General features: G+C 42.5%; 17 protein-coding genes. 7 read left to right on the top strand and 10 right to left on the bottom strand.

The window, feature by feature from the left end:
• Positions 1-12 precede the first annotated feature (12 nt).
• Positions 13-609, bottom strand: coding sequence for a hypothetical protein (locus tag FRZ06_01515; protein QOX62119.1), 597 nt, complete (start codon positions 607-609; stop codon positions 13-15).
• Between the two features lie 229 nt (positions 610-838).
• Between FRZ06_01515 and FRZ06_01510 the strand changes: the two genes are divergently transcribed.
• A complete protein-coding gene (locus tag FRZ06_01510) occupies positions 839-1,420 on the top strand; it encodes a molybdenum cofactor guanylyltransferase (protein ID QOX62118.1) in 582 nt (193 codons plus the stop codon).
• Between the two features lie 2 nt (positions 1,421-1,422).
• On the opposite strand, the gene FRZ06_01505 is transcribed toward FRZ06_01510, so the two are convergent.
• Together FRZ06_01505 and FRZ06_01500 are read right to left on the bottom strand one after the other, a co-directional pair.
• Positions 1,423-1,785: a VOC family protein gene (locus FRZ06_01505; protein ID QOX62117.1), complete on the bottom strand. Its 363-nt coding sequence runs from the start codon at positions 1,783-1,785 to the stop codon at positions 1,423-1,425.
• Between the two features lie 285 nt (positions 1,786-2,070).
• Entirely contained in the window at positions 2,071-2,517 is a 447-nt protein-coding gene (locus tag FRZ06_01500) for an Hsp20/alpha crystallin family protein (protein ID QOX62116.1), read from the bottom strand.
• Between the two features lie 215 nt (positions 2,518-2,732).
• Here FRZ06_01500 and FRZ06_01495 point away from each other — a divergent pair, with 215 nt between their 5' ends.
• Positions 2,733-3,326, top strand: coding sequence for a hypothetical protein (locus FRZ06_01495; GenBank protein QOX62115.1), 594 nt, complete (start codon positions 2,733-2,735; stop codon positions 3,324-3,326).
• Between the two features lie 171 nt (positions 3,327-3,497).
• On the opposite strand, the gene FRZ06_01490 is transcribed toward FRZ06_01495, so the two are convergent.
• Positions 3,498-4,061 (bottom strand): phosphatase PAP2 family protein, encoded by a 564-nt coding sequence (locus tag FRZ06_01490; protein QOX62114.1) that lies wholly within the window; start codon positions 4,059-4,061, stop codon positions 3,498-3,500.
• Positions 4,062-4,335: 274 nt separating this feature from the next.
• Between FRZ06_01490 and FRZ06_01485 the strand changes: the two genes are divergently transcribed.
• Positions 4,336-4,674, top strand: coding sequence for a LysM peptidoglycan-binding domain-containing protein (locus FRZ06_01485; protein ID QOX62113.1), 339 nt, complete (start codon positions 4,336-4,338; stop codon positions 4,672-4,674).
• 123 nt (positions 4,675-4,797) lie between these two features.
• On the opposite strand, the gene FRZ06_01480 is transcribed toward FRZ06_01485, so the two are convergent.
• The 5 genes from FRZ06_01480 to FRZ06_01460 form a co-directional block, all read right to left on the bottom strand.
• Positions 4,798-6,762, bottom strand: a complete 1,965-nt coding sequence (locus FRZ06_01480) for an ABC transporter permease (GenBank protein QOX62112.1) — start codon at positions 6,760-6,762, stop codon at positions 4,798-4,800.
• Positions 6,759-7,517, bottom strand: a complete 759-nt coding sequence (locus FRZ06_01475) for an ABC transporter ATP-binding protein (protein ID QOX62111.1) — start codon at positions 7,515-7,517, stop codon at positions 6,759-6,761. Before FRZ06_01475 ends, FRZ06_01480 begins: the two co-directional genes overlap by 4 nt.
• Before the next feature lie 100 nt (positions 7,518-7,617).
• Positions 7,618-8,646, bottom strand: a complete 1,029-nt coding sequence (locus FRZ06_01470) for a HAMP domain-containing histidine kinase (GenBank protein ID QOX62110.1) — start codon at positions 8,644-8,646, stop codon at positions 7,618-7,620.
• 32 nt (positions 8,647-8,678) lie between these two features.
• Entirely contained in the window at positions 8,679-9,353 is a 675-nt protein-coding gene (locus FRZ06_01465; GenBank protein ID QOX62109.1) for a response regulator transcription factor, read from the bottom strand.
• A 434-nt stretch (positions 9,354-9,787) separates the two neighbouring features.
• Positions 9,788-10,360, bottom strand: coding sequence for a TetR/AcrR family transcriptional regulator (locus FRZ06_01460; GenBank protein ID QOX62108.1), 573 nt, complete (start codon positions 10,358-10,360; stop codon positions 9,788-9,790).
• A gap of 280 nt (positions 10,361-10,640) precedes the next feature.
• On the opposite strand from FRZ06_01460, the gene FRZ06_01455 reads away from it, so the two are divergent.
• Together FRZ06_01455 and FRZ06_01450 are read left to right on the top strand one after the other, a co-directional pair.
• Positions 10,641-11,195 carry a PadR family transcriptional regulator gene (locus FRZ06_01455; protein ID QOX62107.1) on the top strand — a complete coding sequence of 185 codons (555 nt, stop codon included), beginning with the start codon at positions 10,641-10,643 and terminating at the stop codon, positions 11,193-11,195.
• Between the two features lie 104 nt (positions 11,196-11,299).
• Positions 11,300-12,844, top strand: a complete 1,545-nt coding sequence (locus FRZ06_01450; GenBank protein QOX62106.1) for a diguanylate cyclase — start codon at positions 11,300-11,302, stop codon at positions 12,842-12,844.
• On the opposite strand, the gene FRZ06_01445 is transcribed toward FRZ06_01450, so the two are convergent.
• Positions 12,824-13,513 carry a cyclic nucleotide-binding domain-containing protein gene (locus FRZ06_01445; protein ID QOX62105.1) on the bottom strand — a complete coding sequence of 230 codons (690 nt, stop codon included), beginning with the start codon at positions 13,511-13,513 and terminating at the stop codon, positions 12,824-12,826. The genes FRZ06_01450 and FRZ06_01445 overlap by 21 nt on opposite strands.
• A 120-nt stretch (positions 13,514-13,633) precedes the next feature.
• Here FRZ06_01445 and FRZ06_01440 point away from each other — a divergent pair, with 120 nt between their 5' ends.
• Both FRZ06_01440 and FRZ06_01435 read left to right on the top strand, forming a co-directional pair.
• Positions 13,634-14,896, top strand: coding sequence for a glycoside hydrolase family 18 protein (locus FRZ06_01440; GenBank protein QOX62104.1), 1,263 nt, complete (start codon positions 13,634-13,636; stop codon positions 14,894-14,896).
• A 74-nt stretch (positions 14,897-14,970) separates the two neighbouring features.
• Complete coding sequence (locus FRZ06_01435; protein ID QOX62103.1) at positions 14,971-16,122, top strand: glycoside hydrolase family 18 protein; 1,152 nt, start codon at positions 14,971-14,973, stop codon at positions 16,120-16,122.
• Positions 16,123-16,137: the final 15 nt, after the last annotated feature.

Below are 16,137 nucleotides of genomic sequence, written 5' to 3'. Positions count from 1 at the left end.
ACCGGTAGGTGCTCAGATGGTTTGTAAAAGTTCAATCTCCAAGCCGCTTACGCCACGCTGAATTTGGATCTGCGATACATGGTCTTTGATGTCGTCTTCAAAATGGTTTATAATCATAAGATCGGCTTTTGAAAGCACTTCTTCCGCAGAAGGCTTAATTCTTAAATCCGATGAATTTTGAAGCATGACGAACAAGCCAGGTCGAACGACATTACGAAGACTGTTGGATTCACACAAAACTAAGGCATCCTCCGGGATAGTGGTGAGAAATTGCTGGATTGCTTCTCCAAGGTGATCTTTCATGCATTTCAGCCAATAAACCCTATTGGCCCCAGCTGCAAGCAAAAGCGAGGTATCTTTCCCGGAATCCGGATTGGTTTCCTCTGTCAGTTCAAATTCACCGAAGAGACTCGAGCATGCACCGCATCCTGCTCCCCCGCGGACGCAATGTGCGTGTTTTTGATTGACGGTGGTAATCTTCAGCGCTATGATCGGAATCTCCTGATGCCATCTTTGGATCAACTCATTGGCAAAGGTTGTTTTTCCGCTGTTTTGCCCCGTCGCACCGATCAGTATCATGTTTTTGATATGGATGAATTCACATTCCATCAAGCTCTCCTCGTTTCGCAGTTATAACAAAAAGCAGACCCAATTTCACGTCTGCAAAGAATACTTACAATATAGCAATTCCGGATTATTTTGTACCCCATCATTATAACATGGGGCCTTGAAAATAACACATTGTAAAAACTTATACCCATAAACGGTTCCTATCGCGCATTAAGGTTACGTGAAATCATGATGTGATTCATAGAACCGATGGTTACAGGGAGTTATTATGACAGCAGCAACCGCAATTATTCTTGCCGGCGGATTCAGCAGCCGGATGAACAGAAATAATAAAGCCCTCCTGAAAATGGGAGGGAAACGTCTCATTGAAATTATTCTCAGTCAAGTAGCCGTATTTGACGAAGTCCTGATTGTTTCCAACACGCCGGAAGATTACGCCGCCCTAGGGGTAAGAACCGTAACAGATATTATCCCGCAAATGGGGCCTTTAAGCGGTATCCATTCCGGTCTCACCCATGCAAGCAATGCGTACAGCATCGTAGTTCCATGTGATATGCCCTTTATCAATTCTCAGCTGCTCCTTTATCTTGCCAGTCAAGCCGAGGGATATGATGCAGTTGTGCCGAAATTTGAGGATCAGTACCAGCCCCTATGCAGCGTGTACAGCAAAACCTGCATCGACCCCATAAGATACTGTCTGGAAAATGATCTTCGCAAAATTACGAGATTCTATTCCATGATACGGATCAAAGAGATACCCGGATCTGAACTGAGCGGCTTCGGTGATCCTCAAGTCTTCTTCCGAAACATTAATGATCCCATGGAGTATGAAGCGTTCTGCCTGAAGTAATTCTATTTTTGTTCCACAAACTGGATGCGCAGCCCATTGGGGTCCTGAATAAAGAAAAACCTGGCATGAGGGTTGGGGGAAATGATCTCTCCATCAATACCAATCCCCATTTCTTTCAGAAACGTGATTTTATCCTCAAGTGAAACTACGGAAAAGCCAAGCGAAATTCCCGTTCCTACCGGTGCTGCATCTTTTCCTTTGTATGTGATGAGCTCAACTTTTGTTTCACCATCTCCTAAGAAAGCAATCTCCGTTTCCGGTCCTGCCTGAAACCTTGCATTTAAAGGCAAGCCTACGATTTCCTGATAAAATGTGAGGGATTCATCCAGGTCCTTCACAGTAATAGTCGTCCATAAATAGCTCATTATTAACACCTTCCTCTTCTTAATAGATTTCATTTTCAAAACTGCTTCACAGTTTTGATTCCTTTTTTATCTATCATAGCTTTCCCAGCAGAGATTTACAATCTCATTTTTGCGGACCACCTGCAAAAGTAATCTTGGTTTTCCTTGATGAGCCTCATTTTGTATCTAAAATAATATTTCCTGTCATAGAAAACACGAAGCGCATAGGGCAAGCTACTGCGCTTCGTGTTTTCACTTCTTATTGGACTGATAGATTTCAAACTTTCCTTTAGAATTTTCTCGCTACTACTCGATTTCAATTTTTGCAGTTTTAGTAAATTTCTCCTGCCTCGGGATGGAGATATTCAAAACTCCGTTGTCAAGCTTCGCTTTGATTCCTTTGTTTTCTGCGTCAGCAAGATAGATACTTCTGCTCATCGAACTGTATCTGCTTTCTCTGTGAATGTAGTTTTTCTTCTCTTCGTTGAGATTCTCCTCTTTCTTCACTGAGATGCTGAGTCTGCCATCGGTTAAGTCAATCTCAATTTCCTCTTTATTCACACCGGGGAGTTCTGCCTCAATGAAATACTCTGTATCATTCTCCTGCACATTAATTTTGAACGTATCTTTGACCAGGCTCCTTCTTGGCGACAAATTATCGCTGAAAAAGTCGTCAAGCATGTTGTAAAAATCTTCAAACCCCGTGCTTAGCAGATTCGTGTTCCTCCTGTTAAATGGTACCAATCCGGTCATGATTAACAACTCCTTTCCATCTTGTATATCTTCGATATTTTGTTAGCACTCTATTCAAGTGAGTGCTAATTCTTATATACCATATCTATTTAAATTAGTCAATATGTTTTTTGACTTTTTTAACAAAATCTTTACATTGACCTCATACATCCTTAATAGAAACCCGATATAATGAAAAAGAAATGAAAAGAAACAAAGAAAAAGGAGGAAAAAGAATGCAGAAATTAAATTTATGTATTGATATTGATGGAACGGTTACCGAACCGTTTTATTGGCTGAACAGGGCAAACAGGTACTTCGGAAAACAGGTAACCCCTGATGATGTTAGTGTATATGAAATCCACAGGGTCTTGGATATCTCAGAAGATGACTATAACGAATTCTATAACCTTTACGGCAAATTGCTGCACAGGGAAGCGGAAGCCAGATTTGGTGCCAGTGAAGTTCTTAAGAAGTTTTATCAAGAGCACAATATCCATTTTGTAACCGCAAGAGAGGAAGAGATGCGAGGGGTCAGCATGGAGTGGCTTGCCGAACATCAAATGCCACTTGATACCATCTCCCTGCTGGGAAGTCACTATAAAGTCGATAGAGCCAGAGAACTGCAATCAGACCTATTTATCGAGGATAATTATTCGAACGCACTTCAGCTTGCCAAAGCCGGCTTTGATGTTCTTCTCATCGACTGCAGCTATAACAAAGGCAAACTGCCCCATAACGTATCACGTGTAAAGAATTGGTTTCAGATTAAAACTATTGTGGAAATCAGAGCACAAAGAAGCGAACTGGATTTCAAAATCGCGCTGTAGTTCATCGCATTGCGGTGCAAATGTCAGAAGCAGCAGTCAGTTCTTCTGCAGCAGACCAATGGAAATAATATGGCAACAAAAATAAGATGGCAACAAAAACAAAAAACGCATTTCCATGCGTCTTTTTTATTGGGATCAACACCGTATTACTTTACCAAGAACCAAAAGGAACTATGTAATAATAATAGAGGAGCCAGTATAGAAGTAATAATCCAGAATTGATTTTACAAACATTGCAGTGGTGCTTCCGATAAAGGCACCAATGATCACATCCGTAGGATAGTGAACGCCCAAATAGATTCTTGAAAATCCAACCAAAGCGGCTAATATTATTGCGATGGTAGCAAATGCCGGCAAAAGAAAAGCTGCCGAAACAGCCACGGAAAATGCTGCTGTAGTATGACCTGATGGGAAGGAATAATTATATAGTGGTATATTGAACGTATGTACATTGCTCAGCGTTATGTTCGGTCTTGGTCTGTCTACAGCCTTTTTAATAAAATGAATGATAATATGGCTAGATGCCAGAGAAGTCGCAGCATAAACAGCAATCACACGTTCTGTCTTCCAATAGGTGTAAAGTGCCGCAAGTGCGAAAACAATCGTAAAACAGGCACTGCCCAAATGTGTGACTATGGGCATAAGAACATCCAAAATTCTGCATTTTACCTTGCTGTTTATAAAATGGAAGATTGTCTCATCTCCTTGAAGTATATATCGAAACGCTTTCGCCATCTATTGCCTCCTTTTGCAAAGTCCTTTTTTCTCTATTATAACACATTGAAATATTATACCATTAAAACTACGTTAAAAGTATATGAAAAATGATGAAAATTTTATGCTTCTGCAAAAGAAAACAGGGATTTGGCAGAGACGGATTTCTGCAGGCTGAATATTATACAATAGCAGAAGGAATCTACTTGATTCAGTGATTCGTGATTTCTTCGCATGCATCCGTCACCAATCTGCCAAGTGGATTGAGCGGCATACGAAAAGGAGTTGGTTATAAATGAAGTACATCGTACAGCCATGGGAGACTTGGGAAACAATTGATACCATCGCTTCCCGCTTCGGCGTTTCCGAAAACGAAATGATGAAAGCAAATCCCGTACTGTATTCGGTCCCCGTTTATCCCGGAATGACGTTAGAGATCCCGGGTCACGACATAATTGCCCTTCCCGCGGAAGGATACATCGAATATGTGGTCCAGCCGGATGATTCTATTTTTGGCATCGCCAATCGATTTAAACTGGATTACCAAAAAGTTGTTTCCCAGAATCCGCAGATTAAAAATCCCAACGTCATCTGGCCCGGTCAAGTAATCTATCTGATTTATCTGGGGTATTAAAGGCGGAAATAAAATTTATTAAGCGGAGCAAAAGAAGAAAGATTCCCATGGCGTTGCTTTCGCCAGGGAATCTTTGCTCCTCACGATTCGACAGGGAATTTATTCACCTGCACATTGTTTGAATCAGCTTCGGACAATCCTACCGTATTGAGATTTCGTAATCCAATAAAAGATTGCGTATACCAGCCCATAGACTCCGTACATAACTGCCGAAAAGCCTAGGACATAAAGGTATGAATTGGTTGCCGGAATCATATGTGAAAACACAACCGTATCCGCCGTTTTCATTGCGAACACACTGTGAAGAATTCCCATTGCAAGCGGGATAAAGAACACGGGCAAAAGCCTGCGCCGCACCACCTGCCGCTCCGTCCTGACGTCAAGTCCGATTCTCCTCAGTGTTCGATACTGATGCCGTTCCTCTTCCGCCGCCATGATTTGCTTGAAATAAAGGAGACTTGCCGTCATCAGAATGAATACCCCGCTCATAAAAAACCCGATAAAGCAGATCAGTCCAAACGTCTCCATGGATTCGTTATACAAGCCATAAGCCGTGCTGTATTTGACTCCTCGACTTTCAAGCACTGTTTTCAGATCCTGATTCAGCTGCCTGTTTTTCAGTGCGCCTTCATAATTATAGACTGCTGCGTGAATCGCCTTACCATCCACGAAAGAAGGTGACAGTTTTCCCTCGTCCAGAAGTTTTGCAAAGTCCCCGTCATTCAGTACCAATGTATTCAGCATCCCGAAACCAGAAATATTCGATCGTCCAACTTCGGTCACTTTGATTGCAAACCCGCTCATATCAAGTTCCTGACCAATCATGGCTTCTTCAACACGATCCGGTGAGTAAGGAAATAGAAAGAGTGCTTCACCGGAAGCAACGCTGGCTGTTTCCAAAGCTGTTTTGGATAGCGATACCAGTTTGCTAAAGTCGCTTTCCGAATAAACCCTAACCGGGTTTCCTGGCGTAAGCAGCGGCATACCATCCATTTCAATGGAAGTCTTTGGGGTGTCCGTCTCATAAAGAGGCAGTTCCTCATCCACAAGCACCTTGACATCATTCTTTCGCAGCAGTTCCGAGATGCTCTCCTGAACCGTTTCCTCTCCGCTCTTGAAGGTCAAATCAAAGCCCACATTGCTGTAAGTATTGCGTTCCGCATTTGCATAGAGTGTGAATCCGGTAGCCACAGCCGTTACCGCTACGGCTGAAAGCACTGCAATGGTAGCCATAACCGATGCAACAGATCTCATTCGGTGTGATACAGCGGAAACGGAGATCAGGTTTGCCCCCTTGTAATAGAGTGCCTTCTTCCGCTTTACCATTCCTAAAACCTTAGGAAGCCCGCCCCAGAAGAAAAGATAGGTTCCCAGAATCACAAGAATCAGAATCGGTATTGAGCCGACAACCACTACATAGGGATTTTTGTTGACTGCGATGAAATACCCTGCGCCCATCAGCAGAACGGACAGAATGAGAATCGCCGTGGAGCCTTTGCTTTTCTTCTCAGAAACCTTATCAGCCTTAAAAAGATCCACCAGTTCGAACCTTGATACAACTCTCCATCCGGAAAGTCCCATAATACAAAAAATCCCCCCAAAAAGTACCGCCGTCTGATAGACTGCTGCAGGATCTATGGAAAAGTTAATTTTACCGGCAAAGTTTACCAGGGTCATTTCCAACAATATCATAGCCATTAGCTTTGAAAAAAAGATCCCCAGTCCAATCCCTGCAGCAAGCATTCCGAGCCCTACGAGGGCCGTTTCAAGAAACAGAAGTCCCCCGATTCTCCTGTTTGGCATACCGAACAACGCGTAGGTTGAAAGTTCTTTCTTTCTGGCTCTGATAAAACTGTTGTTGGAACTGATGAGAAAAAATAGGACAAAGACTAGAATGATGACCGCAAAACTGCTGAGTAACGATTGATATCTTACATCGTATCGAAAGGCGGCCTTTACGATTTCATTCCGCATCAGTGCCAGGAAGGTATATACAGTGAAAACGCTAAAGCCCATGGAAAATAAGTACATACTGTATTTTTTCCCGTTCAGCCGAATGTTGCGTCTTGCGAGTGAAAACAAATTCATCCTTCTCCTCCTCCCAGCATGCTCATCACGTTGATAATGGAATCAAAGAACTGCTTTCTGTCGCTGCCCCCATACAGCTCGTTATAAATCTCCCCATCCCTGATAAATAGGATTTTTCGGCAATAGCTGGCAGCAAAAACATCATGGGTTACCATCAGTATCGTTGCTCCAAACTCGGTGTTAATCTGGGTCAGCAGTTTCAGCAAATCCTTTCCCGACTTGGAATCAAGATTACCGGTAGGTTCATCTGCCAATATTACTTTTGGATCGTTTACCAAAGCACGGCAGGCTGCCGCCCGCTGCTGCTCCCCTCCAGATACTTCATAAGGATATTTTCCGATTACATGGCTAATTCCCAGATTCTCCGCCAATGAGGATACCTTTGCCTCGATAGCGGCAGTATCTTTTCCTCTAAGCGCTAGAGGAAGAATGATATTTTCTTTCAGTGTCATGGTCTCCAAAAGGTTGTAATCCTGGAATATAAATCCAATGTTCTCCATTCTGTGCTTCGCTAACTGATTCCGATTCAGCGCGCCCACTTCGCTTCCGTTCATAAAGAATCTTCCGCTCGTAGGCTTGTCCAGGCTGCCTAAAATGTTGAGCAGCGTAGTCTTTCCGGAACCGGAAGATCCCATTACTCCGATAAAATCCCCCTGATTCACCTCGAAGCTGATATTCTTCAGTGCGGTATAATGATTAGAATTTTTTTTCGAACCGTATACCTTGCTGATATTTTCTACTTTTAAAATCTGCATGTTACCCCTCCATTGTTTTCTGGAATTCGAATTCTCTATCATTCTATACCGAAATACCACAATACAAAATCGAATGGACTTACATTGCAACCTTGCATTCTTACATTTTTGTCACATCTAGTGAAGCATCGATCTCCGGGAAGATCAGATGAAACACAGCATACTCACCATATTTTGATTCCGCTTTCAAAGAATGGCCTAAAAGCCGGCAGAGCTTAGCTGAAAGATAAAGACCGTAACCGGTTGCTTTAGCACCGCTTCTCGCCTCAGCAGAAGTATAACCTTTCTTAAAAATTTGACCGATATCCTCTTCTGAAATCCCCCTTCCCGAATTCTTAACAGAAAGAAAGACCTTCCCTTGTTTTTTCTCCGTACTGATGACAACTGACCCGCCTTCATCAGAGTACTTTACCGCATTGGAAATGATCTGGGAAAGAATATAAGTGCTCCATTTTTCATCGGTCAGAACCTTATAATCCTCACCTTCCACCGACAGAGACAATTGTTTATATTGAAAAAAACTGGAGTAGTTCTTAAGGGCCATGGAAATGAGTTTTTTTGTTCCTGTTGTTACGATTTTATAATCTTCCGAGAACCTGTTGCTTTTCATTTCGTAGAACACTCTCATCACAGACTCTTCCAGTGCAAAAAGCTCCCGATCCATATTTCGCTGAAAATCCCGAGGTAATTTTTCTTCATGGCTCTCCAATATCAACTTGGCCGCCGCGATAGGAACCTTTACATCGTGAAGCCATTTTGTGATAAACTCCATCTCTTCTGCTGCTCTTGCATCCGATTCCGCCTTATAGGTCCGATATACAAGCGATGCATTTCTCACCAATTCCGCTTTATTCCTATCTCCAGGGCGAAAGAAGATCTCTTCTGGATCTGCGTCGGGAGTTTGATTGCAATAGGTATAGAACTTTTCCTCGCTTGCGCGAAGCAATAGAATATCAACTGCAAAAAATAAGACAAGAAGCAGAATCCACCCCGCCAGGATATAAACAGCGTTGGACTCAGTCATATAGAATCTCTGATCAAAACGATAGACAAAGAAAGAAAACAGAAAAAAGAAAGTAAGAAACAGATAGAAAAGCCATCTCTCTTTCAAATAATTGATTAAGATCATATGTGGTAAGTCCCCTTTCCCTTTGATGATCGTCATATCAATTGATACCCTTCTCCCTTTCGTGTTTTAATGGTTTCACTCATTCCCATTTCAGACAGCTTCTTCCGCAGCCGATTGACATTGACCGTTAATGTATTTTCATCTACAAAACTTTCGTCATCCCAAAGATATTGCATCAGTCGTCCTCGCGAAACCGTATTTCCTTGGCTTTTCATCAATAGCGAAAGAATTCTGCCCTCATTTCTCGTAAGTTCCACCGAGGTATCACCGTATAATACCTGCATCTTTTCCAGATTGAGAATCATTTCCCCATGTTGCAGAATATTCAGTGTCCGATCTGAAGTAGAATAGGCTCTTCTTAAGATGGCGGAAATCTTTGCGGTCAGAAGATCCAGCGAAAAAGGCTTTTCCATATAATCATCACCGCCTTGTGTTATCGCTCTGATTTTATCCCCATCGCTGTCTCTAGAGGAAAGAAAAAGTATTGGCACATCTGATAATTCGCGAATTTTAGAGCACCAGTAAAATCCATCGTAATAAGGAAGATTAATATCAAGCAGGACTAGCTGCGGTTCAAACTTGACATATGCTGATAAAACCTCACTGAATTCCTCCACTGCCGATGTCTCGTAGCCCCATTTTTTAAGATGCTCATCCAAAATCTCTGCAATGGTGTGGTCGTCCTCTACAATTAGTATTTTATACATTCTATTCTCCCTAAGTTCTCTTCTCGACCCATTTGATTTCCTCCTCATTACAGCAAGTGCCCTGGTGAAACAGCACTTATTTCAATATTTCTCTTCCGCATCACTTAAAAGCGTCAATTGTGTCTCTTTTATTATAGACCCTTCCGGACTGGCCATATTCTAAGAAATCATCAGACAGCAGGCAGTAAAGCTTACTTCGATTCCCAGCAAAATGCAATGATTCTATCTCCATCTGCTCCATATCAATGAAATCTTTCCGTGTTCTTTCTCTCTTTATCCACATAATTAAACTTTTTTTATAGGTTATATAAAATATGAGTTATTATTAACCTATGATACTACACCTCTATATCACACTCCTGATCCATCCAGTACCGATGAAGTGCATTGGAGAATCAGCAAGCCCATCAACCGATGGCTTCGATGGCCTCTCCCTATCGAATTACCTTTTCTATCAGCAGTTGAAACTGTTCCTCCAGCAAATCATCAGATTGGGCAATGATCTTCGATGACATCTTAAGACCTTCTAAGAAGATAACGATATGCTCTGCCATGACGCGAGGATCTCCTTCATGGCACTCTTCCTTCTGCTGTCCGTATTCAATCAGCTTTGAAAAAGATCTGACAGCAGCCTGAAACCGTTCATTGAGAAAGTCCTTCTGGTCAGGACATACGATGGAGAATTCATAAATTGCCATCTCAATTCGGTTTCTGTTGTACGCGATATCATCCCTTTGGAGCTGAAAGAACCCTTCCAGCAGTCTTTTGGGAGACAGTCCTAAGGCAATGGCCTGATCCAAGCTCTCCTCCGCATCGTTCTCATCCCTCTCCAGAACCTCAATAAAGATTTCTTTCGTAGATCCGAAGTGCCTGTATAACCCGCCGCGGCTTAAGCTGCAAGCTTCGCAGATATCTTTCATCGTTACTGCCGTAAAGCCTTTCTGCGAGAATATGCTCGCTGATGTTGTAACGATGAACTGTTTTGTTTTATCTCCTTTTTCAGCCATATCAATCTCCTTATTTGTCCTGCATGATTTTTCTATTTTATAATGAAAGCGTTTCAGCTCGGCGACACAAATGTCTCTTTCATAAAATTTTACGACACAATCGTCGCATTGTCAAACAAAAAAAGTTCACTCATCTGTAAATTCAACGTTTTACCTTGTCTTGTTCCTGTTTGACTTATTATATAACATATGATATATTTATCATATTATCAATCAACTATATCTTCCCTTCGTATGTATCATTATTAAGCACATCTGCGTCAGAAAAAGGAGTATTACCATGTCCATACAATATGCGATTCTAGGTCTGTTGAGTTGGAAGCCTTCTACTGGTTATGATCTTAAAAAGGTCTTCGAGGATTCCCCTTACCTTTACTGGTCCGGCAACAACAACCAAATTTATAAGTCCCTGATGCAGCTTCAGAAAGAAGACTTGATATCAGGAGAAACGATTCATCAAGACGGAGCTCCATCAAAAAAGGTATATGCCCTCACGAAAAAAGGAATCAGCGCATTAAAGACCTGGATCTTGTCCGGAACTGAGGCTCCCGAAATAAAAAAACCATTTTTGATCCAGCTAGTGTGGTCAGATATGCTCAGTAATCAAGAGCTCGAACAGTTGTTGTCAGACTATGAGAAGACAATTGAGACGCAGCTTACCGTACAGAAGGAAAAATATGACAGAGAAAAGGACTGGCCCAATCGCTCTCCCAGAGAAACCTTTCTATGGAATATGGTTGCGGTAAATTTGATGTCTACCTTCCAAAGTGAACTGGACTGGACTCGCAAGGTTCGAAAGCAGTTGCAGCGCTTTAATTCAGAATCAGACCAATAGACATGTTTACATTGGTGATATTTTATGCTATAAATAGCATATCATTCCAGTGTTGTTCAGAATTCTGCCGCGGATGATCTCTGTCATAGAAGGAAGGTAACGGCTTGATCAATATTATATCCATTTTGCTGCTCTGTTTTGGCTTATCCTTTTTTATACTCTTTCTATACTCCCTGAATAAAAAAAGGAACAGTCTCGCTGTTCCATTCACTTTCTTATGCCTAGCCATAGCAATCTACATAACAGGCTACTCCCTTGAGCTGCAAGCCCGCAATCCAGAACAGTTTATGTTCTTCCTAATGATAGAATTTTTCGGAGCTCCCTTTATGTCTGGATTTTGGTTGCTTTTTGCCTATAAATTTCGACATCGTCAGCCTGCCCCCCTTCACATTGCACTTCTCTTCATGATCATTCCCTTTCTCACGTTATTTCTGGGTACTACAAACGAAATTCATCATCTGCTCTATACCTCAATTGATTTTGTCAGTTACAAAGGTTCCCTTCTTCCCATTCTGGAAAAGGGTCCTTGGTATTACGCAAATATCCTCTATGCCTACTCAGTTCAGATCTTTGGAATGACTGTGTTTTTTAAAGACTGGAGATCACGGGGTTACCACATGAAGACACAATCTTTTTGGTTGATGTTTGGCTCCATATGGCCGGTCCTTGTGAATTTCATATATCTTTCCGGCGGTTCGCCCTTAAATCTAGATCTTACCCCCTTCGGACTTTGTGTTTCAGGAATATTCTTTTATATCGCAATCTTCCGTTACGGTTTTCTGGAGTTTCAGGAAATCATGAAGGAGGTCGTTTTCCTGGAGATTAACGAAGGGATCTTGGTTCTTGACAGAAGAAACCGCCTGGTTGACTTTAATCTTGCCTGCAAAGAAATATTCAGCTGGCTGGATTTTGGCCGAATCGGAATTGATATTGCCATCTTTCCGGAAGGGAAAAAAATAGTGGAGCAGAAAAAACCGGAATTTGAGTTAAAGTTAATCCGCAACAGAGAAAGCAAATACTATGCATTTCGAAGAACGATTCTTACGGAAGGAAGCGAAGCTCTCGGCTCTGTCTACTTCATTCAGGATATTTCGGGACAGAAGGAGATGATTCGAGTGCTGCACGATATCGAAAGCCATGACAGCCTTACCGAGGTTTACAACCGAAGAAGACTAATGGAGGAATTGGAGAAGGAACTTCAGAGACTGAAGCACTGCGGCGGCTACCTTTCAATCCTTTTAATTGATATCGATCATTTTAAACAGGTCAACGACCAGTATGGCCACCAAGCCGGGGATGAGGTGCTGAAAATCCTTGCAGGAGCCTGCATGGAGAAAGTGAGAAAAACAGATTTGTTCGGCCGTTACGGCGGGGAAGAGTTTCTCGTCATCCTGCCGGAAGCAACGGAAGACAATGCTTATTTTGTAGCGGAAAACATCAGGAAATTCACAGAAAACCTCGTGTTCTGGGCAAATGGCGAAACCATAAAGATCACGGTCAGCATCGGAATTAATACGGTCTACAGCAACGACAGCAGTCTAAACACCGAACGCTTGCTCCAAGGAGTTTCAACCTCCCTCCATCATGCAAAGAACAGTGGAAGAAACAGAACAAGCTTAAGCACAGGTTTAAATAGATTGGATATATAGATTCTTTGATAGTTTCTGAAGACCCGCAGAATCCAGAACGTATATTTTTTTCTCTTCATTACGAATCAAACCTTTTCCTTCTAGTTCTTTGAAGGTTCTGTTAAGGTGGCGGTATGTGGTTCCGAGAAATTGCGCAATCTCTTCATAGGATGATTTCAGATAGAATTCGTTCTCTTCCGTATTATGCTCTGTCAGATAGCTTGCCAACCGGTTGGTCAAGGGATAGATATAATTGTATGAGCTATTGTTGATGGTTGCATAGAGCTTTTCACTTAGAGTATTGACCAGATATCTTAACAGTCTAGGGTTTTGAAACCCTTCCTCCCTCAGCCGTTCAACAGGAATCAGAATGAAATAGCTGTCTCTTACAGCCTCTACATTACACAGTACAGGAAGTTCCTTCATCAGTTCCAGGTCTCCAAGCAAGTTAAAGCCCTGATAGAATTTTAAGAACATCGATTTTCCATTTTCGAACGCATAGGAAACTCTTGCCTTACCATCTACCATCAGATAAAAATACTTGAGTTCCGTATCTGCTTCCATAATAAACGAATCCTTCTCAAACAAAGAGAAAAAGGCGTAGCGGAGCAGGTTTTCCCCGATCAGCTCATCAATCTTATATTTTTGGATGTAATGCGTAAGCAGTGCACTATCGTCTATTCGTTTCATAAAACCACTCCCTTTAGGACATATGCCATCCTTTCATCATCAGTTTTATGGTATCCTATTTCTATCACATTGTAAAGCAGGAGGAAAAGCGCAGTCTAACCGCAGCCCCATGAATTACCAATGCGCAAAGAGGATAGGGTATGCTATACTTGCCTCATCATACCTGATTGCATATTGGAGGCAGACTTGATGCGCGTAAAAAAAATCGTTGTTCTTTTCTTGATTGTCTTTTTCGGTACAGGCTTTTTCAGCCATAATGCCTTAGCATCAGAGCTCAAACTCACGGAGCTCGAACTCACGGTACCCATACTGACGAAGCCCATACTCACGGAACCCATACTGGCAGGCTATTATACGGCCTGGTCTGCTTATTCCGGATATACCCCAGACCAGATTGAGGCCTCCCAGCTGACACATATCAGCTACGCTTTTGCTGAGATCGGATCGGATCTTCGTATTCGGATGGGCTATCCGGATATAGATCCAAAAAATTTCATGTTGTTACAGCAATTGAAGCAGCAAAATCCTCAATTAAAAACCCTCATTTCCGTTGGCGGCTGGACCTGGTCCGGCAGATTTTCTGACGCTGCGCTGACTGAAAAGAACAGGCAAGTGTTCGCAGAGAGCTGCATCACTTTTATGAAGCAGTTTGGTTTCGATGGAATTGATCTGGATTGGGAATACCCGGTTGCAGGTGGGCTTACCTCTAATAAGACCCGGCCTGAAGACAAGAAAAATTTCACACTTTTGATCAAGACCCTCAGAGAAGCCCTGGATCAACAAGGTGCTGCTGATGATAAGCAGTATCTTCTCACCATCGCAGGAGGCGCCGGTTCTTCATATATTAAGAATACCGAACTGGCACTGATTCACGAGTACCTGGATTTCGCAGTAATTATGACTTATGATTTTCACGGACCATGGGACAAGTATACCGATTTTCTTTCTCCACTGTACATAAGCAGCAATTCGTCTCCCCAGTATCAGGCCAGTTTTGATACTGGTGTAACCGGCTGGCTCAATGCCTCTTTTCCTGCAAAAAAGCTTGTAGCCGGGGTTCCGTTTTACGGATATCTCTATTCGACCACCGGAAGTGGAAACGATGGCCTGCATCAGTCCTTTTCAAAGGGAAAAGCTATCAGTTATCAGAAAATCATCGAATTATATGTTACGAATCCTGAATATCGACGATTTTTTCATCCTCAGTCAAAAGTCCCCTGGCTATATAACGGTTGTGATTTTATTTCATACGAAGACAAGGAATCTATCTTTTTTAAAGCCCAATATATCAAATCAAAGAAACTGGCAGGGGCAATGATCTGGGAGCTTAGTCATGATAAGAATGGGGATCTTCTCAATGCACTTCAGGAAGGGTTCAAATGAGTATCATCGCAGAACTCACCACAGATTACAGCGGCGCATATGATATACATAGCTTCGGTTGACATCACATCCATTTGGTGATGTCTGACTGGCGCCCATCACTATGTGAAAGGAAGTTATGGAACATGCTAAGAAATGTAGAGGCTGCCCGCACACCGTCGGTGCTGCCTTCAGGAAGAAAGCTGATTGGCTATTACACAGCCTGGTCTGTTAATACCGGCTATACTCCGTCGCAAATCGATGCAACAAAGCTCACCCATATCAATTACGCCTTTGCTAATATCAGCCCGGAACTGACCATCACCCTTGGATATCCAAATCTTGATCCCTTTAACTTCAGCCAACTCAATGATTTGAAGCGGATCAATCCCGACCTGAAAACATTAATCTCCGTTGGGGGCTGGACATGGTCCGGAAGATTTTCCGATGTAGCGCTTACGGACGATTCTCGCACGGTCTTTGCAGACAGCTGCATTGACTTTATAAAACAATATGGTTTTGACGGAGTAGATCTTGACTGGGAGTATCCCGTCAGCGGAGGTCTTCCCACCAATATACGAAGGCCGGAAGACAAAGAGAATTTTACGCTGCTGCTGCAAAGGATGAGAGAGCGGCTTGATGAGCAGGGCGCTGCTGATCAGACTACATATCTTCTTACCATCGCTGGCGGGAATGGTGCTTTTTATGCAAATAATGTTGAATTGTCACGAATTCATCCCTATCTTGATTATGCATGCATCATGTCCTATGACATTCACGGCACATGGGACACTTACACCGACTTTAATGCACCACTGTTTGAAAACAACGATATCTCACCTCAGTATAAATGGAGTGTGGCTGCGGGAATCGAAACCTGGGATCTAGGCGGCTTTCCCATGAATAAGTTGATGATGGGAATTCCCTTCTATGGTTATCTCTATGCTTCTGTTAATAATTTCAATTATGGTTTATATCAGCCATTCTTCGGAGCAAACTCTATCACCTATGATCAAATCATTGCAAATTACGCAGACAATGCACTTTTCACACGGTTCTTCCACCCTCAGTCCCTTGTGCCCTGGCTTTTTGACGGCTCAGTTTTCATCAGCTATGACGATCCCGAATCCATTCGATATAAAACAGATTACTTAAAATCGATCGATATGGGCGGCGCGATGATTTGGGAGCTAAGCCAGGACAGAACCAATGTACTCTTATTCTTTCTCAATGAGAATCTTCGTTAAGCGAAAGGGCCCCTC

Source organism: Clostridiales bacterium (assembly GCA_015243575.1).
Classification (GTDB): domain Bacteria; phylum Bacillota; class Clostridia; order Peptostreptococcales; family Anaerovoracaceae; genus Anoxybacterium; species Anoxybacterium hadale.
This window is presented reverse-complemented; position numbering and strand designations above follow the sequence as displayed.